Annotated in this window: 25 protein-coding genes; 11 read left to right on the forward strand and 14 right to left on the reverse strand. The window is 42.6% G+C overall.

The window, feature by feature from the left end; translation table 11 throughout:
- The first annotated feature begins 134 nt into the window (after positions 1 to 134).
- The 3 genes from Q1Q15_RS14440 (at position 135) to Q1Q15_RS14445 (ending at position 2257) form a co-directional block, all read left to right on the forward strand.
- Complete coding sequence (locus Q1Q15_RS14440; RefSeq protein ID WP_300461262.1) at positions 135 to 1565, forward strand: ImmA/IrrE family metallo-endopeptidase; 1431 nt, start codon at positions 135 to 137, stop codon at positions 1563 to 1565.
- A gap of 142 nt (positions 1566 to 1707) precedes the next feature.
- The gene (locus Q1Q15_RS25505) at positions 1708 to 2001 is read left to right on the forward strand and encodes an IS1595 family transposase (RefSeq protein ID WP_363320985.1); all 294 of its coding nucleotides are present in this window, start codon (positions 1708 to 1710) and stop codon (positions 1999 to 2001) included.
- 31 nt (positions 2002 to 2032) lie between these two features.
- Entirely contained in the window at positions 2033 to 2257 is a 225-nt protein-coding gene (locus Q1Q15_RS14445; protein WP_300461265.1) for a hypothetical protein, read from the forward strand.
- A 678-nt stretch (positions 2258 to 2935) separates the two neighbouring features.
- Here the strand turns inward: Q1Q15_RS14445 and Q1Q15_RS14450 are convergent.
- The 14 genes from Q1Q15_RS14450 to Q1Q15_RS14515 form a co-directional block, all read right to left on the reverse strand.
- Complete coding sequence (locus Q1Q15_RS14450; protein ID WP_300461268.1) at positions 2936 to 3130, reverse strand: HGGxSTG domain-containing protein; 195 nt, start codon at positions 3128 to 3130, stop codon at positions 2936 to 2938.
- 369 nt (positions 3131 to 3499) lie between these two features.
- Positions 3500 to 3829, reverse strand: a complete 330-nt coding sequence (locus Q1Q15_RS14455; RefSeq protein WP_300461271.1) for a hypothetical protein — start codon at positions 3827 to 3829, stop codon at positions 3500 to 3502.
- Positions 3830 to 4096: 267 nt separating this feature from the next.
- Positions 4097 to 4354, reverse strand: coding sequence for an HGGxSTG domain-containing protein (locus tag Q1Q15_RS14460; protein WP_300461274.1), 258 nt, complete (start codon positions 4352 to 4354; stop codon positions 4097 to 4099).
- Entirely contained in the window at positions 4344 to 4964 is a 621-nt protein-coding gene (locus Q1Q15_RS14465) for a hypothetical protein (RefSeq protein ID WP_300461276.1), read from the reverse strand. The genes Q1Q15_RS14460 and Q1Q15_RS14465 overlap by 11 nt, the downstream gene beginning before the upstream one ends.
- A gap of 308 nt (positions 4965 to 5272) precedes the next feature.
- Positions 5273 to 5524, reverse strand: a complete 252-nt coding sequence (locus tag Q1Q15_RS14470; protein ID WP_300461278.1) for a hypothetical protein — start codon at positions 5522 to 5524, stop codon at positions 5273 to 5275.
- 142 nt (positions 5525 to 5666) lie between these two features.
- Entirely contained in the window at positions 5667 to 5885 is a 219-nt protein-coding gene (locus tag Q1Q15_RS14475; RefSeq protein WP_300461280.1) for a hypothetical protein, read from the reverse strand.
- Positions 5886 to 6319: 434 nt separating this feature from the next.
- The gene (locus tag Q1Q15_RS14480; protein ID WP_300461283.1) at positions 6320 to 6538 is read right to left on the reverse strand and encodes a hypothetical protein; all 219 of its coding nucleotides are present in this window, start codon (positions 6536 to 6538) and stop codon (positions 6320 to 6322) included.
- Between the two features lie 288 nt (positions 6539 to 6826).
- Positions 6827 to 8455 carry an AAA family ATPase gene (locus tag Q1Q15_RS14485; protein ID WP_300461284.1) on the reverse strand — a complete coding sequence of 543 codons (1629 nt, stop codon included), beginning with the start codon at positions 8453 to 8455 and terminating at the stop codon, positions 6827 to 6829.
- Positions 8455 to 9255, reverse strand: a complete 801-nt coding sequence (locus Q1Q15_RS14490) for a hypothetical protein (RefSeq protein ID WP_300461287.1) — start codon at positions 9253 to 9255, stop codon at positions 8455 to 8457. The genes Q1Q15_RS14485 and Q1Q15_RS14490 overlap by 1 nt, the downstream gene beginning before the upstream one ends.
- A 244-nt stretch (positions 9256 to 9499) precedes the next feature.
- Positions 9500 to 11164 (reverse strand): Rha family transcriptional regulator, encoded by a 1665-nt coding sequence (locus Q1Q15_RS14495; RefSeq protein ID WP_300461290.1) that lies wholly within the window; start codon positions 11162 to 11164, stop codon positions 9500 to 9502.
- A 52-nt stretch (positions 11165 to 11216) separates the two neighbouring features.
- Positions 11217 to 11552 (reverse strand): hypothetical protein, encoded by a 336-nt coding sequence (locus Q1Q15_RS14500; protein ID WP_300461293.1) that lies wholly within the window; start codon positions 11550 to 11552, stop codon positions 11217 to 11219.
- Positions 11549 to 11767 carry a hypothetical protein gene (locus Q1Q15_RS14505; RefSeq protein ID WP_300461295.1) on the reverse strand — a complete coding sequence of 73 codons (219 nt, stop codon included), beginning with the start codon at positions 11765 to 11767 and terminating at the stop codon, positions 11549 to 11551. Before Q1Q15_RS14505 ends, Q1Q15_RS14500 begins: the two co-directional genes overlap by 4 nt.
- 499 nt (positions 11768 to 12266) lie before the next feature.
- Positions 12267 to 13517: a site-specific integrase gene (locus Q1Q15_RS14510; RefSeq protein WP_300461297.1), complete on the reverse strand. Its 1251-nt coding sequence runs from the start codon at positions 13515 to 13517 to the stop codon at positions 12267 to 12269.
- Between the two features lie 219 nt (positions 13518 to 13736).
- Positions 13737 to 13985 carry a hypothetical protein gene (locus Q1Q15_RS14515; protein ID WP_300461300.1) on the reverse strand — a complete coding sequence of 83 codons (249 nt, stop codon included), beginning with the start codon at positions 13983 to 13985 and terminating at the stop codon, positions 13737 to 13739.
- Positions 13986 to 14299: 314 nt separating this feature from the next.
- Here Q1Q15_RS14515 and Q1Q15_RS14520 point away from each other — a divergent pair, with 314 nt between their 5' ends.
- The 8 genes from Q1Q15_RS14520 to Q1Q15_RS14555 all read left to right on the forward strand — a co-directional run bounded on the left by Q1Q15_RS14520 (position 14300) and on the right by Q1Q15_RS14555 (position 23675).
- Positions 14300 to 15235 carry an NADH:ubiquinone oxidoreductase gene (locus Q1Q15_RS14520; protein ID WP_300461302.1) on the forward strand — a complete coding sequence of 312 codons (936 nt, stop codon included), beginning with the start codon at positions 14300 to 14302 and terminating at the stop codon, positions 15233 to 15235.
- A gap of 21 nt (positions 15236 to 15256) precedes the next feature.
- Positions 15257 to 16813 carry a nickel-dependent hydrogenase large subunit gene (locus tag Q1Q15_RS14525; protein WP_300461305.1) on the forward strand — a complete coding sequence of 519 codons (1557 nt, stop codon included), beginning with the start codon at positions 15257 to 15259 and terminating at the stop codon, positions 16811 to 16813.
- Positions 16810 to 17256 carry a hydrogenase maturation protease gene (locus tag Q1Q15_RS14530; protein ID WP_300461307.1) on the forward strand — a complete coding sequence of 149 codons (447 nt, stop codon included), beginning with the start codon at positions 16810 to 16812 and terminating at the stop codon, positions 17254 to 17256. The genes Q1Q15_RS14525 and Q1Q15_RS14530 overlap by 4 nt, the downstream gene beginning before the upstream one ends.
- Complete coding sequence (locus tag Q1Q15_RS14535) at positions 17256 to 20093, forward strand: response regulator (RefSeq protein WP_300461310.1); 2838 nt, start codon at positions 17256 to 17258, stop codon at positions 20091 to 20093. The genes Q1Q15_RS14530 and Q1Q15_RS14535 overlap by 1 nt, the downstream gene beginning before the upstream one ends.
- A 2-nt stretch (positions 20094 to 20095) precedes the next feature.
- Positions 20096 to 21010, forward strand: a complete 915-nt coding sequence (locus tag Q1Q15_RS14540; RefSeq protein WP_300461313.1) for a diguanylate cyclase — start codon at positions 20096 to 20098, stop codon at positions 21008 to 21010.
- A 111-nt stretch (positions 21011 to 21121) separates the two neighbouring features.
- Complete coding sequence (locus tag Q1Q15_RS14545; RefSeq protein WP_300461316.1) at positions 21122 to 22036, forward strand: radical SAM protein; 915 nt, start codon at positions 21122 to 21124, stop codon at positions 22034 to 22036.
- Between the two features lie 144 nt (positions 22037 to 22180).
- A complete protein-coding gene (locus Q1Q15_RS14550) occupies positions 22181 to 23128 on the forward strand; it encodes a biotin--[acetyl-CoA-carboxylase] ligase (RefSeq protein WP_300461319.1) in 948 nt (315 codons plus the stop codon).
- A gap of 13 nt (positions 23129 to 23141) precedes the next feature.
- Positions 23142 to 23675, forward strand: coding sequence for a biotin transporter BioY (locus Q1Q15_RS14555; protein WP_300461322.1), 534 nt, complete (start codon positions 23142 to 23144; stop codon positions 23673 to 23675).
- Positions 23676 to 23682: the final 7 nt, after the last annotated feature.

A 23682-nucleotide genomic window follows, 5' to 3' on the forward strand; every position in this document is an offset into this window, starting at 1 on the left:
TCGATAATAGTGGATCTTCTCAATAAATTAGGTCTTTTGTGGAAGTCAATTCTATAAAAGACCTTTTTTATTGTCTCATAACAAAGAATCGTTTTAAAATCTGTGTCAACTCCTTCTAAAAAATCGGAAACCATATGAATCATAGAATTAAAGAGTATTTTTCTAAAATATTAGCTATTATTTTATGCCCCTCAAAATGGTACGAGAGCAAATTAAGAAAATTTTTATTAAAGTGGAAAAATTGCTTTTTGAACATAATTCGTATAATTCTTTTAGAACTTGCAGATAAATATTACAAATGGTGTTATTGTGATGACCCACCAACGCGCAATTTTATTAATGACCGTGTAGATAATACAATAGAATACTTTTTAGACGAAGAATCAACAATTACAATTCTTGTAATACTCAATTTCTTATTTCTAATAATCCTATCTGTAGATTTAAATTGCATCAATAATAATTACCTTGAAATAGTTTTGAAGGTTGCAACCTACACAGGGACATTTGTTTGGTTGTTTTATGATATATCAAGAAAAATATTCAACATATGGACGTACGAATTTCTTGATTATGATCTAAAAACAGACCCTGAAGATAAGAAAGAAGCTGTTAGTGACAATGTAAAAGAAATATTAGATACGGAATCTGAAGGGTACCAGGAAAAAAAACACGGATATTTTAATCACATTGAAAAGGTAGCTCAAAAAATTCATTCTATTTATAATATTAAAAACAACTCTGATATAAACCTAAATTTTTTTTTAGCTTTCGCAAAAGATTTAAAATATGAAATAGAGGTCGTGGATGATAAGGATCTTTATAAATGGGAAACAAAATTAAACGGTATTGTACTCGCAGGTACTGACCCAAAAAAAAGAAGAATAATAATTTATCAGTATCAAGAAAATGACAAAAAGTCAGCCCTATCCTTACTTCACGAACTTGGACATGTGTTTTTTGGATTTACTAGCATGCCAAAAAAAATGATAAGTGAGGAAGCGCGAGTTGATAGATTAAATCTATATAGATTATATTTACGCACAGAGAGAGACGCAAATTATTTTGCAGCAGCCATGTTGTGCTGTGAATATAAATTTATGGAAAAATTAAAAGTAACGAAGTATGATCTAATTGAGATGATGCGAGATAAGGAATACCAAGGTCTCTCGTATGAAACAATTGCACACAGAACAGCCACTTTATCGGATCTTGGATTTCATGCATTCAAGGTCTATTATAATGGTTCAGGTAACAACGGAGAAATAATCAAACGTTTTTCTGATAGTGGTTTGGATTTTAATTATTTTTCAAAAGAACATTTTCTTAATAGTTCTGCAATGAAGTGTTTTGAAGAAGATAAATCATTTCATATTAAAGACGGTATTTATACGCAAATATCATCTATTAATAATAAAATCGGAACTCCTAATGATTATTTTTGTTTTGCAAGAAAAATAAGAAATCGTCCTGGGGATCGCAGAAAAATTGCATTTGTAATGGGTTGTCCTTTGGAAAATGCAACAGATTTAATCTACTACAAAATGCACCAAGAAAACCATTAAAAAATTCAAGATTTAGGGTAAATTTCTGAGCCTTCTTATTTCTAAATATCCCATTAAAAGGTAGTAATGTGTTTCTTGACACATGAGAATTATAATTGTAATATTCCATCTTAGGTAGACGACTTCATGAAAGGATACTACAATGAACATCGTCAAAATCTACGAAACATACCCAACCAAAGATGATTGTATAAAACACATCGAGCGATTCAGATGGGGTGATACGCCCATCTGCTCATACTGCAAATCCCCCAAAACAACGCCCGTACCCAAAGAGAAAAGACATCATTGTAACAACTGCAACACATCTTTCAGCGTAACGGTTGGTACTATATTCCATCACACAAGATTACCCTTACAAAAGTGGTTTTTGGCTATTGCTATTATACTAGATGTAAGGAAAGGTTTGTCCGCAAGACAGCTCGCCCGATCTTAATGTTAACAAAAATACTGCATGGAGAATGGCTATGAAAATTCGACAAGCCATGACTCAACAAGGACAAAGAAAAGCAAAACACCACCAGTATCTAACAGAAGACACTGGGAACCCACATCTTGAAAAACAAGTTGCTGTTGTAACAGCATTAATGAGGGTTTCTACTAACTGGAGGTCTTTTAAAAGATTGTTTGAAAGAAATTTTCAACCACCAGGTGGCTATCAAGAAGAAATGTTTGAAGATTTTGATAATTAGAATATAAACAAGCAGTGCGTTCCTGCCTTTTAGGAGATTATTGCTTGTCTATGTTCACTACCTATAAGTGGGACATTTCGTTTTGCTTTTTTCCGGTGTGCAGATTCATGAAAGCCAAATTTCTGACCGATTGTTTTCCAAGTTTTGCTCTGAACCCCATCCTCCCATGAAACACCTCCATTTTTTTAACCCAAATCAAAAGGGGAAAACCACTTCAATTTTCATTGCAAAAAGCTGTAACGCTCATCTTGGCAGCCATTACAGCCGTTTTTGTTGTGTGTTGAAAACTAACCTTTTTATTACCCCAATCGTGGTAAAATCTTCGTTACCGACAAAACCCTTAAAAGGAATTCAGGGTGCGGACTAAAGTGCGGACCTAAGCCAACATGTTCTCCCCCTGTGACCTCGAACCAAGACTCAAACCAAAGCATTCACAGCTTGCAACCAAGCCTGCAACCAACGTATTTTCCAGACAAGCCAAAGCTTGTACCTAATCCTGTCCCTAAATTTTAACAGACTGGTCACAGCCTGAAACTAAACTGGAAACCAACACCTTTTACCCAACCAATCTCAGCTTTTCTCAGGCTCTCATGGGGTTCATGTCAACCCTTGGGCTTTACCCCCGGTATCAGCCTATCAGAATCAATCTGATTTGAAACCGTTATTTTTCCGTATCTCTCATGGGGTTTGTTTCTTAAATCCATTCTGCGCAGATTTCTTTTTGCCTTCCGGTGTTTTCGGTCCGGTGCTCCATCCACCATGTAATTTACATTTTCCGTTTTGATAGAGGTCTTTCCTTTTGCAAGGTGTTCCTGCCCTGGTCTTTGCGCCGCAAGATTCCTGTTCCATAAGTTCTTCATGCGTGTATTTCATTTGCTTCTCCAAATGTTAGCTTTTGTTAAGTTCTCATGGGGTTTATATCTGCCCGGTCTATTCCTGGTATGATTTCAAACTGTAGTTTTATGGAGTTCCCATGAGGTTCGTATTCACCCGACTCTTTTTTTATGTGATTTAAAACCAACATATTACCAATATTCCATGGGGTTCGTTTATGTATGGTTTATGACTTTCAAAGTCAGGTTTTGTAAGGTTCTCGTGGGGTTCGTTACAGTTCGATTTTATTAACCGGTATTTTTAACTCTTTGAGGACATGAAAAATTATTTCTCCCACACGTGTATACTTGTCCAAAAAACTAACCATTTATCCATGGGAAAATGGCCCCCTTTTATGGAGTGCAGAAATTAACCGTTATGCACCTGCTGTTGACCAAATTTTTCAACAACCTGGGCACCTTTTTCAGTAAGACAGTGGTCATAAACCAAGTATCCACGGGTCATAAAGCCTCTATCTCTCAATCTTGTCAATGACCTGGCCACGGCAGCACTTGCACTCAGATATCTTTTCATACCGATTTGATGCCGGTTAAACTTGATTGCCCGATACGAATATGCCGGTTCAAACCCGTACCATTTGATGAGAATATCGGCATTGGTGACTGCCGGATAACCATCCCGGTTCTTGTATGCTTCCAATAGAATAAACCACTGTAATTCAGATAAACCTTTGCCCATTTTTTCTCTTCTGCCTTATCGGTTAATGGTTAATTTTCACACCAGTCTGCGCGCGTGTATAATATCCAAGCCTCGGACCTCCTCTCGGACTAAATCTTTATCTGCACCCCCACGACTTCTCATCGTCTTAACCTGAAACCAAGCCTGAAACTAAATTCCATCTAACAGGATAAAAGCCGAATTTTCACGCACGTGTAGACTTCCAAAAAATCGTTTTGTAACCTTATGGTGGAAATCTTGTCACAACCAGTGATCAGTTGTCGATCTTTAATGCAACCGGCCCTTAGATTCCTTAATCAACTGCCGAACATACCGCCGGTGTTCAATGGCATCTTTGGTATAGAACCCGTGTTTGAGCGCATTCTGATTGCCCTTGGGTGGACCGGTTGATTTACCGCCATGCAATCGGCATCTGCCGTTTGCCATTGCAGGCGCTTTACAGGGTGCACCGGATCTGGTCTTTGCACCACATCGGGGGACATCTGCAAATGGGTTGCATACATGAGGTTGATCTTCACTTCTCATTGCTTGCCCCTCCCCCCTGGGTAACGGTCCCCACAATAGCCTGGCCACCATCATGGACATGGACATGCTTAACCGTCATCTTCTGTCGACCCTTGTTACGGTGCTTATCCAAGGTTTCAAGCTGCTGGTTGTATAACCGCATCAGTTTTATGGCCTGGTTCTGGAATCGCTCATAAATTTTAGAATATTCTTTGTTGGCAGCCGCCATTCTCAAGCAGTCCATTGCCTGCACATAATTAACGCCCATCTGGCTAACCAGCATCCCTTCAAAAGCGTCTTTGGGTTTGAGTTCTGCCATCATCGACAAATAATCGTTACTGGATTTTTCAATCTTCTCGACACCATTGATGCCACTCATTATTGCATCCATACCGCTTGTAATAAGATACGTTGCAGCAGCAAAATTTTTACAACCAGTCGACTTGGCCAACACTGCAATCTCCTCTTTGCATATCACTAGGGTACACTGAGTAGCGCCACCTTTTTTTTTCACAGAAGCACTCAAGCTTTTTTGTTCTTCTGGGATATCTGATAAGAATGGTTTCACAATTTCTTTTGATTTTTTTACGGGGATCTCTTTTTTGACAACAGACTTTTTTTTATTGGTCATCAGATCTCCTTTGGCTGCCAGGGTCGAAGATGATAAAAGGGACAATTGTAAGCTGAACATAGACGGACTTCACTTTTTTGTTCACAACAGCAATCGTAGCAGTAAGCATTTATTGCCCTCCTTAAACTTTTCGGATTCTGCTGTGCTTTCTCGATGGGATCTAATAATTTGATTGTCTGTCGATTCTCTTCAGGTTGTTGCTTTAATTTCAAATTTACGGTCATTTTATTTCCTCTCATGCCCTGTTATTTTTTGTTTCAGAATTTTCTGATACTGACACCAATGGAAAAGACACATTGATTTTTTTATCAGACAGATGCCTTGTTTTGCCAAGGACGATGTCTGTGCAGGGGACAATCATGAAACTCACAGTTCTTGACTTCCGGTCTTTCAAATCCGCTGCATTCAAAACATTTGGCATTGATAGCGAATCTCAAACTCCTGGGGTTCTGTTTCGCTTTTTCAATCGGGTCCAGTTTTTGGGGAGTTTCAATCAGGCCCAATTCCAGTTTATGCCGGTATTCTTTTAACCCTTGCCTCAATTTCAAATTTACGGTCATTTTCTCTTTGCTCCTGTGATGAAATATTTTAATTCATGTTTTCCGAGTGCTAACACTTGTGAAAAAGGCTTGTCGTTTTTTTTACCGTTGTTCAGCCGTTTAATTACCTTGGCGGCAAACCGGCATATGCACCCATATTTTTTCATCCTAAAAACATTTTCCCATCCCAGATATGATCCATATGGATATTCAGGGCTTTGAATATTTTTAAGGATAAGGATCTGCTATCCTTTTCAATCCCAATGGCAGGGTGAACATGTGACGCACCGGATTTGCCCGTGGTGGTGATCATGCCCTCACGCTCTATTATCTTCCGGGCTTCCTCTGCCCGGTCAAGGGCTTCAAGTCCACTTTGCAGCATCGCCTTTCGTGCGGGGCTTTTTTACAATCACATCTGCATATTCTTGCCAGATCGTTTTTGAATTCTCTGATAAATGTTCTGGTATCATCGTTACTCCTTTCAACTTTTTACTTTTTTTACCCCCCTGCCTAATTTTGACACACCGGAAAAAAGGCTGTCCATTCGGTCACAAAAGAATGCCTCCCCATGAATAAGACCGCCCCCCTGGTATCCTGTTCACAACCTGATGGTTTAACAACTCGTTTTTAAGGTCTGTCACTGTTGGAATATCGAGCCTGGACAATCCGTATAAGAAAGACACCCTCACAGGACCCAATTTTATTTTCACCCCCATTGTCATATGATTTCAAACCAGACATTCAAGGCTATCAGTCCAATGGCTACAGCCACCATAGCCACCCAATCCATGTTGAATAAAATTTTGTAGAAGAGATTCATGCTTTTCCTCCATTGAAAAATTCACCCGGCGTTTGGGTATATTCAAGCATCTGGATACCATCAAGCAGCCGTTCAAAACTTCCAATGGAATCCTGAAGCCTATCAAGGAATTCGCACAGGGACTCTAAGCCACCACCGGCGGGTGCTGAGTTGACCTCATCTTTCAACCTGTCTAACCGGGTATTGATTAAGTCTGTCAATGTCTGTGTTCTCACCGTGTCACCTCGTTTTTTATTGCTGCCATTTGTTATTAACAGTGCCCACACTCTTAAGAGAGTGGACCCCCTTAGGGTTGGTCACCACTCTCTATAAAGGGGGGTGACCAAGCGACCATCCCATGAATAGGGGCTTTCAGGTTGGTCACCCGTGGTTGTGAAAGTGACCAACCCCCGGAACCCGGAAACCATTGTCATTAATGCCTTTAGGTTGGTCACCCTTTTTGTGTGACCAACCCCTGACCAACCTGACTGCGACCAACCCCCGACCAATGCCACAAAGTGGCACTATTGATTTTCGACAGAATAATATTCATAGGTTTGTTTACCTTTAATTATAGCTGATTTGCGTTCAATAAACCCATTATCAACCGCCATTGAAATATGATTTTTAGCAGCCGTTTTGCCCAACCCGGCAAGATCCATATAAACATTTGCCAGAGCATTGGTTGATTCAGCATAACCGCCCATATCTGTTAACGCCTGAGTAACTGTATTGGCTTTTTCTGCCTCTTCCGGCGTCATCTGTTCTTCAACTCGTTCAAAATGAAGGTGTCTTGTCATCCTGATCAGAAAGGGATCAAACATCTTAAAGTTGTTGCTCTTCTCATGCCTCACCCGGATAACGGGAATTTGTGCCACTCTTTGGCCTGTAACCTTTCCATTGACATCAATATCAGTTATCCGATTTTCTGCTATGAACTCACGTTTTAAGCTGATCCTGTTCCGGGTCCAATCATTGATAGCAGTGGAACCACGGTAATTATCCCCGTCTTTTTTGTCGTGGTGAATGACAATAGGGGTGCATTTTACTTGCTTGCAAACCCGATCAATGGCATCTAAAGCAGGCCGCATATCTGCTGAATTATTTTCATCGCTGGCGCCGGTAAAGCTGATGAGCGGATCGATGACAAGAATATCAATTTTGACGTTTTGTTCATGTTCAATGAGTTGGATATATTCAACCAGAAAATCACAGAATGATTCATCAAGAAACACTTCGCCGGTAATGGTTGTGTCATCGTACTGAGACAGGAAAAATATGTTTTTTAATCCTTCCTCAAAACTACTGGACCCTTTACACATTAGTTTCAAACGTTGGTACGTTGTGACCCTACCATTTTCGGACCCCATAATAAGGGTAGCTCTTTTCTGAGGTATAACGAAATCACCAAGAAAGCCGTTTAAGGAGTCTTCAAGATTGTTTCTAAAAGAGGCAAGAATTATTACCAGAAATAGGACAAACATGGATTTACCGATACCACCGGCAGCGTGAATCAAGACAGATTCATTCATTGAAAACAAACCGACGATTAACCATTCTATTTCCATTGGTTTTGCGATAATATCAGCACCAGATAGATAGGTTATCTCTCTTTTGCTCAATGTTCTTCTGGTAACACCTGCTAATAATTCCTTACCTAAATCCCGGTCTTTGATGAAACCATCAGTGGCAGACTCTTTGTGAAGAAAGTATTTGATCCCGCCGTGTGCGTGGGAATGGATACAGGGTTTCTGCTCTTTTTTATTAAAATAAAGTTTTGCTTTATTCCTTCCTAGTTCTGTTTCCTGTGGGTCGCATAGGGTGGCCTGGTCGTATTTTTTTAAATCCTTCAGCACATCCCCGACGATTACAGGACCAAATTTATCAAAGACTATGACATCATCCTTGAATAAATCCCTGTGTTTCCCACCCTCACATCTCGCTTGAACTGTTTTCTTTGCGGCAGCAATGGCCAGACCAACACCGGCCTTTGTTGCAGCCTCAACGAGTTTGGGAGTTTCAGTTTCAATATATTTTTTTTTAATCCTGTGTTGTTCAGGCTCAATTTGAATCTTTGCGGCCTGGATTAATACTCCGAACTTGTTAATTTCAATAGGGCTTGAGGAAGGTATTTGTTCGGTATCCATTAACATCAGGCACCTCCCGGGATATATAAGGGGTCAGGTCTTCGTTGTGTAATATTCGAACCCATCAGGTTTGCCCCAGCCACAAAATCCAAACGTTCTGGGCTGAATACTGCCGTGTCAAAAATAGTGCGTGGTAGCAATGCCCCGGATCGAGAAATCTTGATATAGCCATATCCTGCAAGCCACAAACGATGAAACAAACCCTTAGCGAATCGCCCCAGGTCTTTCCCGTTTTTAACGAGAAAGTAAAGGTGAAACCCGTCACCCTGACCCACGAGTTCATCATCATCCCGATAGATACAGGATGACGTTGAATACGTTAGCACCTTGGGAATGGTTGCGAACCCAGGACAGACGGAATCGATAATTTTGATAACTTCCTGGTAATCATACACCGGCTGGCCATCATCAGGATCATAGTCAATCATGGCCAGTGCCGGTGAAGGGTAAGTAAAATATTTTGTTGTCCTAGTGATTGTTCCCGGCTGATCGTTGAAATTTGCAGTGGAAACAATGTTTGTTTTGTCATGTCCGCAAACCCCATGCGCAATGGCTTGATCCAAACCGGGTCGTTTGAGATATTCCGGAAATTTCCTAAATTTCAAGGTGACTGTTCGGGCTGTTCCCGATGCCATGTAACATTGGCTTGAATCCTTTGTCACATTTCCATCTGGGTCAACTGAAATTTTTTTTGTGAGAATCCCATGATCTTTGGTAAATTCAGTAAACTTGAAAACTTCATCTGTCCGGTCCTGTATAACATCAAGAACGGCTTGACTATAAAAGCTGAAAGCGTTACTATCCATAGAAACATTACCCTTTCCTGCCTGCCCGGTATCGCCACCAAAGCTGCCGGGCTTTTCTTATATTGGGATACATGCTTAACTCTAAACAGACAGATCGTTTTCTGTGATTATAGTCACGCATTGGAGCGATCCCTTTTGATGAATTGCCTCACCCAGGCAGGTATGAACCGGGTGTCCCATCGGAATCTGTCGAAAAGCAGACAGGCAATTTCTGAAATACTTCATTTGATGAATAATTGAGATTCTATGCTGCAATCAGACGATTCAAATTGATAACGCCAATAACAGCGATAAGGTTTTTGAGTTTCTTTTTAATTTCACGGTAGGGGTCATGGTAATCAAGGCAATCGTCAAGGGCTTCTTTGAGCCATTCAGCAACCTTCCATTCAACAAGCTGAAGCTGATATAATTCATTCACACCAAGGCTATCTCGAAATTGATCCGGGATTTTTTTCAGGTCGAACACTTGTCTATAGGTCATATTTGTTATGGATATGAAATATTTATCAGCATTCTTTGAGCCATTGGACTTGGCAAGATCCACAAGCCTTCGAATGGCGTCAGTTAATTTAAGCCTGCTTTGTTTTCCTTCAATACGGGCCTGTTGCCAGGAAGCATTTTGCCGATGGAGTAGTATCCGCTCCATTTTTTCAAATGCTTCGACAAATTTGATTTGCCAGTCCAAAGCCTCATCGCCTGAGAATCGCATTGCGAGAACAATAAAACTTTTTTTATCAATCAAATAAATCTTCTGTAACCTATTCCAAGAATCCATGTGTGAGGTCTCCTCAAAATTGAGGCGACCTTTTTTCTCGGCAGAAATTAAATTTTCAATCTTTCGGATTACATTATCATGCCTTTTACCAAATTTTTCGGCGACAATCATAGAATTTGTAATCAGGGTATTACCATTAATTGAAATTAATTTTGCCAAATCATTCTTGATTTTCGTTTTGACTTTTGGTGTGTGATTAATTCGTTGCACTGGGGTTTTAACTCCTGTCAAAGGCTCTGTAATGGTTTCATCCGACAAATATTTAACGGGTAAAAGAGCCGATTTGATTTCCATTGGTTCAGGCCATTCTTCCACATAAAATAGACTGTCACCGTTAACAGGTAACCCAGCCTTCAATTCACCGCATCCGCTGGCAGAATCGTAATGAGAAGTTGTTCCAGCAATAGCCCGATCAATTGCAATCTGCCCATAGGTTACCCCAGTTGAAAAATGCTTTTCGTCCCATTTGTCTCGCATTAAACCGGTTTGCCGGAATAATGTATCAATCCGGCTATATTCGCCCTGGTATAAAAAACAAAGGTGACTACCAAGTGCTTTGTCTGCTAATAAATGACCACCGCAATAATCGGAAGTATTACCATTGGATAATTGTTCAACGGGCGATTTGTTTTGCCATTTAAAAGAATAGAGGGGTTCTTTAAGATGGAATCCGGTTTGAAACCAATTGTCAGATGCTTCCAGCACATAGGAAGGTGGCATCCCTTGTGGGATTCTACTCACATATTCAGGCGCTTGGTCGTCGTCAAAGTTAGAAACGAAACCGAAAAGAGATTGCATACCCTTGAAATCGCCCCAGTTTGGTGGGGGCAGATAACCACGCATGACATGAAAACCCATATAAAAATCCCCGTGCTGTTCCTGATTTCCATCTATCGTATGATCTATAAGGTATTGAAACTGTATCTTTTTTGAACTGAAATGCCATACCACCAGTTTTAAATTTATTCCGTTTTCTGGATTCTGACCGTATGAACTTAAGACGATTATTCTATTTGGTTTTTTTAATCCGGTCATTCCTTGGATAGCTTGAAGGGCTTCAATGATCTTTTTTTTATCAAAAGAAAACTTCAAATTGCGTTTTTTTACGACTGTGGTGTTATCAGAACTATACATATTTTGAGTATCCTCTTATGACTGCTGGCCGCCCAACATTGCAGGCATTTTTTTAGGCCAAATGATTGACAGTGATCTTTTTTCGCAAATATTCCAAAACGCCATCAACGGGATAAATAGTTTGACGTCCAATTTTGAACCGGCCAGAGATACCGCATTTTAAACAATCCCGGTTGGCTTCTGTCCTTTGATGAAGGATACCACCGGTTGCGAGGCCTATTTTTTTTCTGGGGACACCTGCTGGGAAATGTTCTTTCAGAAACGCTTCTAATGATTTTAACGATTCTTCAGCTTTTTGTGGAAGTTGTTTGATCTCGCCTTTGTTTATATGTTCTTGTTTTTTTTCACTTGCTGAGTCTTCAGCTTCTTGTGAGAGTGGTTTGCTCATACCATTACTCCCCTTTCGGTGGCAATAGAATCGGCAAGCTCTTGTAATTTGAGATCAAGATTTTTTGATGGTTCTTTAGAACCGCATAAAATGTTGCACAGGTAAGTGGAAGTGATCCCCACTTTATTTGCAACGGCAACCCGGGGAAAATTTTTTAAAATTTTTGCATAAGAAGGAACGGCGTTAAAAGTGTTAAGCTCTGTGATAATAGACATAAAATTTACCTATTTGTGGCGGGAATTTTAAGTTTGAATAAATTTTATTGGGAAGGGAAAAAGAAAAAAATGAATATTTATCATTTTTTTGGTTGCTTTTTGAGAGATATTTATACTACAACTCAAATACCCAACCCATGGGTAGGTTCAAAAAACTGCTGGAGGGCAATATGCGAACCTTATTTTGTGAGATGTCTGTAATTTGTAATCCCGCCTAAAGGTACAGTTACAGACATCACACACCCGTTTTAAAAACAATCGCTCAATACGAAAACCACTAATTAATAACAGTTATATATTGAATTATCAATTGATAAATGTAAATTTTTTTAGCCTGTCGCAAACTGGTCTTTTTTTTACTATTCGTTCATTGCATTCTTTAAATGCAGAACGTGTCCAAGTTCAAGTTCCTTACTTATTAACCCTTTAGGAAAAAATAATTCAGGATGACCACCCCTTCAAATCGGTTAATTATGCAGGTTTTATCCCGGGGAAAGTGTTATGCCTGTTTTGGAAAAGGGATAATATTTTTTCCTTTATTCTCTGCCACCGCCTTATTGATCGCCCCGGCTGCAAGCTGAAGCTGATCCGGTGCCAAATGGCTGTACCTTTCTGTAACTTGGATTGTTGAATGACCAAGGACCTTTTGAACGAGATACAGGCTGATTCCCTGCATAACCATCCATGAGGCGCATGTATGCCTCAGTGTGTGGAAAGTTACCCTTTCCCGACGATCATCAATCCTTTTGTTGAACAACTCGTTTGCCACCTGTCTAAAAACCTGTGATATCTGTTTAGATGCTTTACCTTCCCGCCCGGGATAAACAAGATTATGGGCTGCCACTCTATCCTTGGACAACATCATTTCTTTTACCAGCTCCGACATATGCACTGACCGGTCTTTGCCTTTAGAATCGATTATATTTAAAATCCCATGTTCAAGATCCACCTGTGACCATGTGAGGTTGAATATTTCGCCCGCCCTCAATCCACAATGCAAACTTATCAATGACTTTTCGTATAAATCAATGCTTTTCTTCCCCAATTCAAACAGCAGGATATCAGCCTCTTTTTGGGACAAAAAACGGATTCTTGCATTATTATTTTGACTGATTTTTTTCTTTAATGCCTTGGATATTATTGGCATGTCTGGTGCACAACCCCTTTCTTTTGCCTCTCGCCATATCTGCTTCAATGTTGTGAGGGTATATTCAGCTGTTCTTATGCTTTTCCCGGACTCAACAATATCATAATAGATGGTTTCAATATTGACTTTGGTTATTTCATTAAAAGGACGATGACCAATGTTTTCTTTAATCCAATTCCGATAAAGCGATTCTTCCCGCAAATATGTTTTACTCTTTTTCTGTCTTTGGATCATGGGATAATATTCTTGATAAAAATAATCGTCAATTGTCAAAGATTCTCTTTCTTTCTTTTGTGCAACCCGTTTTATTTTTGCCTTTTCAGCTTCTTTTAGAACAATTTCTTCTTTTAAAGTAGTTGGCCCGTTGCCGGTCTTAACGTTATGCTTATACTCATTAATTTTATCCAGAACTTTTCTCTCGGTCCAACCCTCAGAACTCCAGCCAAACCCCATGAATTTTCGTTTCCCCTGAACTTGATATGATCCGGAAAAATATCTATCCAGTTTAACCCCTTTTTTGCGGGTTTCATGTTTGTAATATCGTACCCCAGGAAAATGCTTTTTATCAACTTGAATCCAATTGACTTTTTTATTTGATGACATCCGCCCCTCCACACCTCAAAATATTTTACACATATTTTACACGTTTTTTAGGTTAAATCAAGTGAAAACGAATGATGAGAAGTGAATATTATAAACACAAAAATATCTCAAGATTCTTTTATTTAAAGGCAAATATGGATAAAATGTGAAATTATGTGAAGTTTAAAAAAACGGACTCTGACTCCGTCAATTAAGGTTCGAATCCTTATCACCCAGCCACTAAATATCAAGGGTTTTCAGCCGTCCGGTTGAAAGCCTTTTTTGCTTCTCCGAAAAGTTGTCCATCCCATGATGCCAACCCACAGCAAACAGTCCTATGACCCTATACAAGCTTGATGAATTTTTTCCCAGGCTCTGGCGCATAACAAACCAGTCCTCATCAATGGTCATTTCTCCGGTATCGATAATTTCTCCCATCATAATGAATGCCGGATCTTTCTTCGATATCCATGTTAAAATTGGAGGCAAGGTCTTTGTCCAGGGTGACCATGTTGTTTGTATCCTGGTCCATACCAAACTGAGAATCAGCAAAAGAGTCTAGTGCATCCGTCTCGGCTTTAATCTCTCATTCCATTCCGCCAGTGACCTGACTCAGTCCTTCTGCCGAGATAACCTGCGAAAGTCTGTTGAAAGATTTAACGGATGATGGTAAAAACAATCGAAATAATATATCGGATAATTTACTGTCCACCATTATCCGTATAGGACGACCAGAATAAATAGGTGACGCAGATCATTGAAATTGGAATGTATTTAGTCCGGCCTATGATAGGAGAAAAATCGTGAAGACTTTGTACTGGTTGCAGGGTGGCGGATGTGGGGGGGATACCTTTTCATTTTTGAGCAGTGAATTCCCCAACTGTATTGAATTATTCCGGGCCCTAAAGATTGAACTGCTCTGGCACCCTTCCCTTTCCAACATCCCCCCCCATGAACATGATCAACTTCTTGAAAAAATTTTCAGTGGAGAACAACCCCTGGACATACTCATGATTGAAGGATCGGTTATCTGCGGTCCGGCAGGTACCGGGATGTTCCATACAAAAAATGGACACCCAAAAAACGAACTGATTTATTCCCTGGCATCCCAGGCCCAGGTTGTGATTGCCGTTGGGACCTGTGCCTCCTTTGGTGGCTTTGGTGCCGATGATATCATTGAGGCCACAGGACTTCAGTTCACAAAAAAAGCACGGGGCGGTTTTCTCGGGAAAGAGTTTCTTGCCAAATCCGGTCAACCCGTGATTAATCTGGCGGGCTGTCCCTGCCACCACGATGTCATTTCCGGGGCAATAAATTTTGCTGCCAATGACGTGAGTCTGGAACTTGATAAATATCAGCGCCCCCTTGAATGGTACGGTACAACAGTACATCAAGGGTGTACTCGAAATGAATACCATGAATACCGCGTGGAAGAATCTGACTTTGGAGAAATGGGATGCCTTTTCTTTCACATGGGATGTGCCGGACCATTGGTACCAGGTCCTTGTAATAAACTTCTCTGGAATCAACAGTCTTCAAAACCAAGAGTAGGCGTCCCATGTTTTGGATGTACAGATCCTGAATTCCCAATGGCCAAGCCTTTTTTCCAAACGCCCAATATCGAAGGTATCCCCCTTTCTCTGCCCATGGGTGTCAACCGTGCCCATTATATGGTTTATAAAGGCATGGCAGCGGCTGCCGCACCCGAGCATCTCAAAAATCGGAAATCAAAAATTTAAAGAGAAAAGGACAATACCAGAATGGCTAGGATATCCAAGGGAATCAACATCCCCCTCAATAGAGTAGAGGGAGATCTTGAAATCAGAGTTGAGATTGAAGATGGCATCATCACAGATGCATGGAGTTCGGGAACCATGTTTCGCGGATTCGAAAAAATGATGCATGGACGAGGCGCCTTGGATGGGTTGGTAGTGACCCCTCGCATCTGTGGTATTTGTAGCCTTACCCATCTCACAGCAGCGGTCGAGGCATTGGATAAAATTTCAGGCACGATTCCGCCTGATAACGCACGCCGTCTGCGTAACATGGCACTCATGGTCGAAACAATTCAAAGTGATATCCGCCAGGCAGTGTTGATGTTTATGGTTGATTTTGCCAACAAGGATGCCTACCATAACCATCCCCTTGGACAAGAGGCGTGTCTCCGATACAGCCCCCTTGCTGGAAGAGCATCCATCGAGGTCATTCGGGAAACAAAACGCTTATTGCAGATAGTCGCCATAATTGGGGGGCAATGGCCCCATACCTCCTTCATGGTCCCAGGGGGAGTGACCTCAATCCCTGAAATTACCAAAACACTGCAATGCCGAATCATTCTTGAACGATTTCGTTCCTGGTATGAAAGGACCATCCTGGGGTGTTCCCTGGAAAGATGGCAGGAAATAAGCAGTATCAGCGATCTTGATGCCTGGCTCGATGAAAGCCCATCCCATAGAGAGAGCGAGCTTGGCTTTTTTATCCGCTTTTCCAGGCAGGCAGGCCTTGATTCCCTTGGCAAGGGCCCCAACCGCTTTCTTTCCTATGGCAATCTTACACTTCCCATTGACACGGCGGTCAAGGGTATCCATGGGCGATTAATCGGAGCAGGATTTGCAAACGGCACAACCTTGGCTCCCTTTGATCCTGCCATGATTACAGAAGAGGTCTCCTATTCCTGGTTTGAGCAGGGAGGAAAACCTGTCCACCCCTTTGATGGCACCACAACACCCTATGCATCCGGTAAGAGCAACCAGTCCTATTCATGGATCAAGGCCCCCCGATACGGAGGAGAGGTCGCTGAAACAGGCCCCCTGGCCGAGGCGATAATTAACGGCATCCCACTTTTCAAGGACATGATAACAAAGGCAGGGCCCAATGCCTTTACCAGGGAACTTGCACGTCTGGTGCGTCCGGCATCTTTGTTGGGGTCCATGGCAACATGGATCAACGAACTTCTGGAAAGGCGGGAGGAGAATTTTTATCATTCGGTAAAACAAATTCCAGATGGTCAGGGTGCAGGCATGATCCAGGCGGCCCGGGGAGCCCTGGGGCATTGGGTCAAAATTCAGGACCAAAAAATTTCTCATTATCAGATAATCACCCCAACATCATGGAACGGTTCTCCACGGGATGACGGTGGCATTCGCGGTGCATGGGAAGAGGCATTGATCGGCACACCTGTTAAAGATATTAATAATCCAGTGGAGGCAGGACATGTGATTCGTTCTTTTGATCCCTGCCTGGTATGTGCGGTACACTGTGTTGACAAGAAAAAAAGGAAGAAAAGCAGATCCATCCCCAGTGGGGTTAACCTGTGACTGCTTCCATCATCTGTATAGGGAACCGCTTTGTCCCTGAAGATGCTGCCGGACTTAAGGTTTTTGACCGATTACAAAAAATGCATCATTTTCCTTACGGAGTAACGATCATTGAAGGTGGGTTGGCAGGACTTAACCTCCTTCCCCTGTTGGAACAGGGCGGCAGGGTGGTCTTTGTGGATGCGGTGGCAGGATTTACCCAACCCGGAGAAATTGTGCTGCTGGATCACCAGGAAATAATGGATACCCCACGCCCAGACCATTTTAACCATGGAACCGGTCTGGCCTATTTGCTTACCGTGCTGCCCAGGGTGTGTGATGGAAAATTGCCCGAAGAGATTGTGCTTGTGGGACTTGAGGGAGAACCGACCCTTCAAATGGTTGAACAAGCTGCCATGATGAGTGTTGCCATTGCAACCCAGGGACCAATGGAGTATCGGTGATGGAAAAAACCAGAAAAGAAATGCAGAGGGAAATCGATCTACTGCGCAGCGAAATTAAAGTTGCAAGGGAGGCTGCTGAGATTACCGCTGATTTCGTGGTGAAGCAGTTTGTGCAAACCGAAAGAATGCTGCATCGATTTCAAACCGCTGATTCTGAACGACAGGCTGTTTTGGATGCTGCAACCCAGCTTTCCATCATCTCCACAGACCTTGATGGCAAAATTCAACTCTTCAGCAAAGGGGCTGCCACACTATTGGGTTACAATGCCGGGGAAATGGTTGGTAAATGCAATATTCTTTCCCTTCATCTGGAAGAGGAACTTGTCCATTATGGTAAGCAGGTAAGTGGAATTCCTGGATCCGACCTCCATGACATGAAAGTTTTTGACCAATTTGTGAAACAAAAACGAAGCCTTGCCCAGGAGTGGTTTTACGTTTGCAAAGACGGCAGATACCTGCCTGTAAGCCTGTCCATAACAAGCCTGTACGATCCCGAGGGACGGGTTGTTGGTTATCTTTTCACGGCCATGGATATGACCCTCCAAAAACAGATGGAGGGTGATCTGATCAAATCCAAGGAAATAGCAGAATCAGCCAATGCCTCCAAGGGAAATTTCCTTGCCCGGATGAGCCATGAAATTCGTACGCCCATGAACGGCATCATTGGCATGGCCTCTTTGCTGAAAAAAACAGCCATTGATCCTAAGCAGCAGCATTATTTGGAAAAACTAATTTTCTCTGCCAATACCCTTTTAAGACTTATAAACGATATCCTTGATTTTTCAAAAATTGATGCGGGTAAGCTGCAATTGGAAGCGGTTCCCTTTAATTTTGAAGATATTCTAGGCAACATTGCCAATGTTGTTGGGATGCAGGCCGAAGAAAAAGGGGTGGAATTTTTGTTCCAGATAGACTCTCAGATTCCCTATAACCTCATTGGTGACCCCTTACGCCTGGGACAGGTGCTGATGAATTTGGCGGGTAATGCTGTAAAATTTACAGACCAGGGAGAGATTGTCATCTCGGTTGCCATAGACGAGCGTAGCAAGAACGAACTTACGCTTCGATTTTCCATTCGTGACAGCGGTATTGGATTAACACCGGAAAAGATGAAACATCTTTTTACGGAATTTGGACAGGCCGACGATTCCATCACCCGCAAATATGGGGGAACAGGTCTGGGACTTGCCATATGCAAACAGCTGACAGAACTTATGAATGGTAAAATCTGGGTTGAAAGTGAGCTTGGAAAAGGCTCACAATTTATTTTCACAGCAAAATTACGAATTTCAGAAGAAACCTTAGAACACGAACCAAAACCAACAATAGCTTTGCAGGGACTTCGGGCCCTTGTGGTGGATGACAACCAGGCAGCCCGTGATGTCCTCTCCTCTATGCTGACCTCCCTTAAAATCCATGTTGACACTGCTGTTGACGGTAAATCGGCAATCGGCTTTCTGGAACAGGCCGTACGAAAAAAAAATCCCTATGATGTGGTCTTGCTTGACTGGATAATGCCGGGGATAGATGGCATTGAAACAGCCAGGCGAATCAAAGCCAATACCTCCATTCCCAAGGTTCCCGCCATGTTGATGGTAACCGCAAATGGCCGTGAAGAGGCATATGTTGAAGCAAATAATGTGGGAATTAATGCCTTTCTCTTAAAACCGGTTTATGCTTCTGTTATGTACAATACCTTGTTGGAGATTCTTGGGATTAAGACATTTTCAGAGATTAAGAGTGTCAAGGGACATCCCCAGATCAAAGACCTAAAAAAAATTCAGGGATCGAAAATTTTGCTGGTGGATGACAATAGTATCAATCAGGAAGTGGCAAGGGAGTTTCTTGAGGATGCAGGTATGGTGGTAACCATTGCCTCCAGCGGGCTTGAGTGCATCAAAGCCCTGGATCACGCATCTTTTGACCTGGTCTTGATGGATATCCAGATGCCTGAAATGGATGGCATTGAAGCGACGATAAGGATCCGGCAAAATAAGCAGTATCAGAATTTGCCCATTATCGCCATGACAGCCCATGCCATGACTGGAGATCGGCAAAAAAGTTTAGATGCAGGAATGAACGAACATATCACCAAGCCCATCGACCTTGCAGAACTCTATCAGACGTTGAAAAACTGGATACCCGAAAAACAATCACAAGCACTCCCCAACTATCCCCAAAAAGCATCCAATGCCGCTAAAGAAGAGCCGTTATCGCTTCCGTACTTGGCTGGTATAGACCAGGCATTGGCCCTTAAAACCCTGGACAATAAGACCTCTCTTTTTATAAAAATGCTCTATGATTTTAAAGAGAACTTTGGTTCTGAACCAGCCTGTATTCGTGAGTTGTCAGCGGCTGGAAACTGGCTTGATATCCAGCACAAAGCCCATACCTTGGTAGGCATTGCAAGTTATATTGGGGCCGCAGGATTAATGGAAACGGCAAAAAAGATGGAAGATGCCCTGGAAAATAACCGGCAAGGGGATGCAGTTGCTCTTCTGCCTCCCTTTATCACGGCACTGGAAGAAATCATTTCCTCTTTGGCTGGGCTTCCTTGCACAAAAGACAAGTCCCCTGTTGGGGATGGAAAAATTCAAAAAAGACAGGTTAAATTCACAGCCATAGAAGCACCCATACAGGTTTTGATCCGGCAATTGGAAAATGGTGAGATAGCAGCGGAGGATCAATTTGCTCAAGTTGAAGAATTACTTGAAGGGGTTGGGCTTGACAATCAATTAAAAACAATTTTTCAATTAATTGACGACATAGAGTATGAAAGGGCTGCAGAAATGGCCCAAAAACTGCTGAACACAATTCAACACAAAGATGAGAACTGATGATGCATCAAAAAGAAAAATCACGTATTTTGATTGTTGATGATCAAAAAATGAACCTGAAGGTTCTGGCAGATTTACTCAAGGACGAATACACGACAGTACTTGCCATAAGCGGTACCCAAGCGATGAAACATGCCCTGGGCGATTTTCCTCCGGATCTCATATTGCTTGATGTGATCATGCCGGAGATGGGCGGATATGAAGTGATAAAAATGCTTAAAAACAATGACAAAACCAATAAAATCCCGGTAATATTTGTAACAGCACTCAATTCCATCGAAAATGAAGAGCATGGACTCAAACTCGGTGCTGTTGATTATATTACCAAACCCTATTCCCCACCCATCGTAAAAATACGGGTTCGCAATCATCTAAGAACTGTCCATCAATACAAACTTCTGGATCACTTGGCATATCTGGATGGTCTTACTGAAATTTCGAACCGCCGACGGTTTGAGACGGTGTTCCAAAAGGAATGGATGCGATCCACCCGAAATCAGACTCCTTTTTCCCTTGCAATGATAGATGTGGATTTTTTCAAACAATATAATGACCATTATGGACACGCAATGGGGGATATCGCCTTACAAAAAATAGCCGGAAGCCTGAAGGCCTCCCTTAAACGACCCCAAGATCTAGTAGCGCGCTACGGGGGCGAGGAGTTTGTTATGATACTTCCGGAAACAGATGCTCCTGCTGCAAAGGTAGTTGCACAGCGTTCCCTAATGGCAATTGTCGATCTCAAGATCCCCCATGAAATTTCACAAATTGCCGATTATGTATCTATCAGTATTGGGGTTGCCACAAGATCGCATATGGATAACATTGCCTTGCCTGAAACCTTGTTACAAACAGCAGACCAGAACCTATATTTTGCCAAGCAAAATGGTCGCAATCGAATCGTAACAAGTATATAAGTTGGCAGGGTTTACTCGATGGTACCGGCACCCTCTTTTGCAATCATTGCCGTTACATATCGGTTCATTTATGGATTCCCTTTCAAAAATATCCCCTAACGGTTAAGTCCCATGAATATGGATACCTTCATTCCCAATTACGTCAAGACAAAACAACAGGGCCGGCTGCAGGAAAAAATTGATCGGGCCTCGGCGCTGCTGGCGGATTGTACCCTGTGCCCGAGACAGTGCCGAAAGGACCGGACAAAAGGCGAAAAAGGGGTTTGTTCAACGGGAAGACATGCGGTTGTGGCAAGCTGGGCACCTCATTTCGGGGAAGAACCCCAACTGGTGGGGGAGAAAGGATCAGGAACCCTTTTTTTCTCCCATTGCAACTTAAAATGCATTTTTTGCCAGAATGATGACATCAGTATTAAAGGCATGGGCCAGGAGGCAGCGGATGGACAAATTGCCGCCATCATGCTGCACCTGCAGAAAATCGGATGCCACAATATCAACCTTGTCACCCCCAGTCATGTGGTTCCACAAATTTTAACCGCGTTGGATATTGCTGCGGGTCAGGGATTGAAGATCCCGCTGGTCTACAATTGTTCGGGGTATGAAAGCCTTGATACCCTGAAAATTTTAAAAGATGTCGTTGACATTTACATGCCGGATTTCAAATTCTGGGACCCTGAGATGGCCCGCATCTGCTGCCATGCCAGGGATTACCCCCAAGTCGCCAGAAAAGCCATCATGGAAATGAATGATCAAGTGGGGGATTTAACCGTGGACGCCTCCGGCATAGCCTGTTCCGGGCTTTTGGTCAGGCACCTTGTCCTGCCGGAAAACCTGGCGGGGACCTATCACATTTTAAAATTTCTCAAAGAGACCGTTTCCCCCCATACCCATGTGAATATCATGTCCCAATACCACCCCATGGGAGAGGCGGTGAAGATCAAATCCCTTTCAAGACCGGTGACAGCCAAAGAATTCAGGACAGCGGTACACATGGCAGAAAAATTTAATCTGACCATTATTCGGTAACGTCCGAAAGCATCGTTTTATGATTGTCCGGCCACTATTGCGTTTTATAAAGCCAACGTCCGACCGTTGAGTAATGAAAATGGCTGAGGAAAATATTTATGCCTTGACCTGACACATGGATTCTGTTAACTAACCTCCCTTAATATGGTTAACGAACTGAAAAATATCAAACAGGACATATTAAAACACCTTTATCAGGCAAAGGGAACGACAGTGTCCGGTGTCCGGTTAAGTGATGCCCTGGATATTTCCCGGGTAGCGGTGTGGAAACATATCACGGCATTAAAAGAAAGCGGGGTGGAGATCGAGTCCTGCCCGAAAGGCTATTGTCTGAAGGCCCCGGATGATCTGCTGCACCCGTTTTGTTTTCGGCCGGACATTGAAAAAAATATTTTTCATTTCCAGGCCCTGAATTCGACCATGGACACGGCAAGGGATCTGGCAAAAAAGAATGCCCCCCATTTAAGTGTGGTCATTGCAGAAAACCAGACCATGGGCCGGGGACGGCTGAATCGAAAATGGGTCTCCGGCAAAGGGGGACTGTGGTTTACCCTGATTTTAAAACCCGGGACGCCCCCACCCCTGGCCTATATCTATAATTTTGCCGCTTCCCTGAGTCTTTCAAGGTCTTTAAAACGATTGTTTGATGTGGATGTCAGTGTCAAATGGCCCAATGACCTCCTGTTGAATGGCAAAAAACTGGCCGGCCTTCTTTCTGAAATGGAAACCCGGGGGGATATGGTTGAATTTATCAATATCGGCATTGGCATGAATGTCAATAACCACCCCCAAACAGATGAGCCCAATGCCATTTCATTAAAAGATGTTTTGCAAAAAACCGTGTCCCGCAAATTAATTTTAGAAACGTTTCTGGATGACTTTAAACGCCGGATTCACCCCCTGGATCGCCACCAGATCATTGGCCTGTGGAAAGAACAGACCTCCACCATTGGCAGCCAGGTCAGAATTGAAACATTGGGTGATGTGTTTGAAGGGCTTGCCGTTGATGTTGATGAGACCGGGGCGTTAGTGATTCAAGACACCACTGGTGAAACAAAAAAAATAATTTATGGCGATTGTTTTCATACGTGAAGGATAAAATAAAATGAACACCACCTCACAACACCTTAAAATGACCGTATATACGGCGTTATTTGTGGCCTTTATTGCCATTGGTGCGTTTATCGCCATTCCCATCGGACCGGTGCCCATTGTCCTCCAGAACATGTTCGTTCTTTTGGCCGGTATTATTCTGGGCCCGGTGTGGGGGCTTGCCTGCGTGGCCATTTATCTGTTGATCGGCCTGGCCGGTATGCCGGTATTTTCCGGGGGCACCTCGGGCATCGGCAGATTGTTCGGACCCACCGGCGGATACCTGCTGGGATATCTGCCTGCGGTCTTTGTCACCGGCAGCATTTCCAAAGGGTTGGGCAAAAAGATGTCCTCGGACATTCTGGCCATGCTCCTGGGCACTTTGATCGTTTATGGTGCCGGGGTTCCCTGGCTCAAGGTGGTCACGGCCATGAGCTTTGGAAAAGCCATTACCATGGGCATGGTGCCGTTTCTCCCCGGGGATATCCTTAAAATTATCGCGGCAGCCGTCATTGCCAGACGTCTGAGACCTGTGATTAAATTGTAATGTTGAT

This window comes from Desulfobacula sp. (assembly GCF_030145145.1).
In the GTDB taxonomy this organism is placed as follows: domain Bacteria; phylum Desulfobacterota; class Desulfobacteria; order Desulfobacterales; family Desulfobacteraceae; genus Desulfobacula.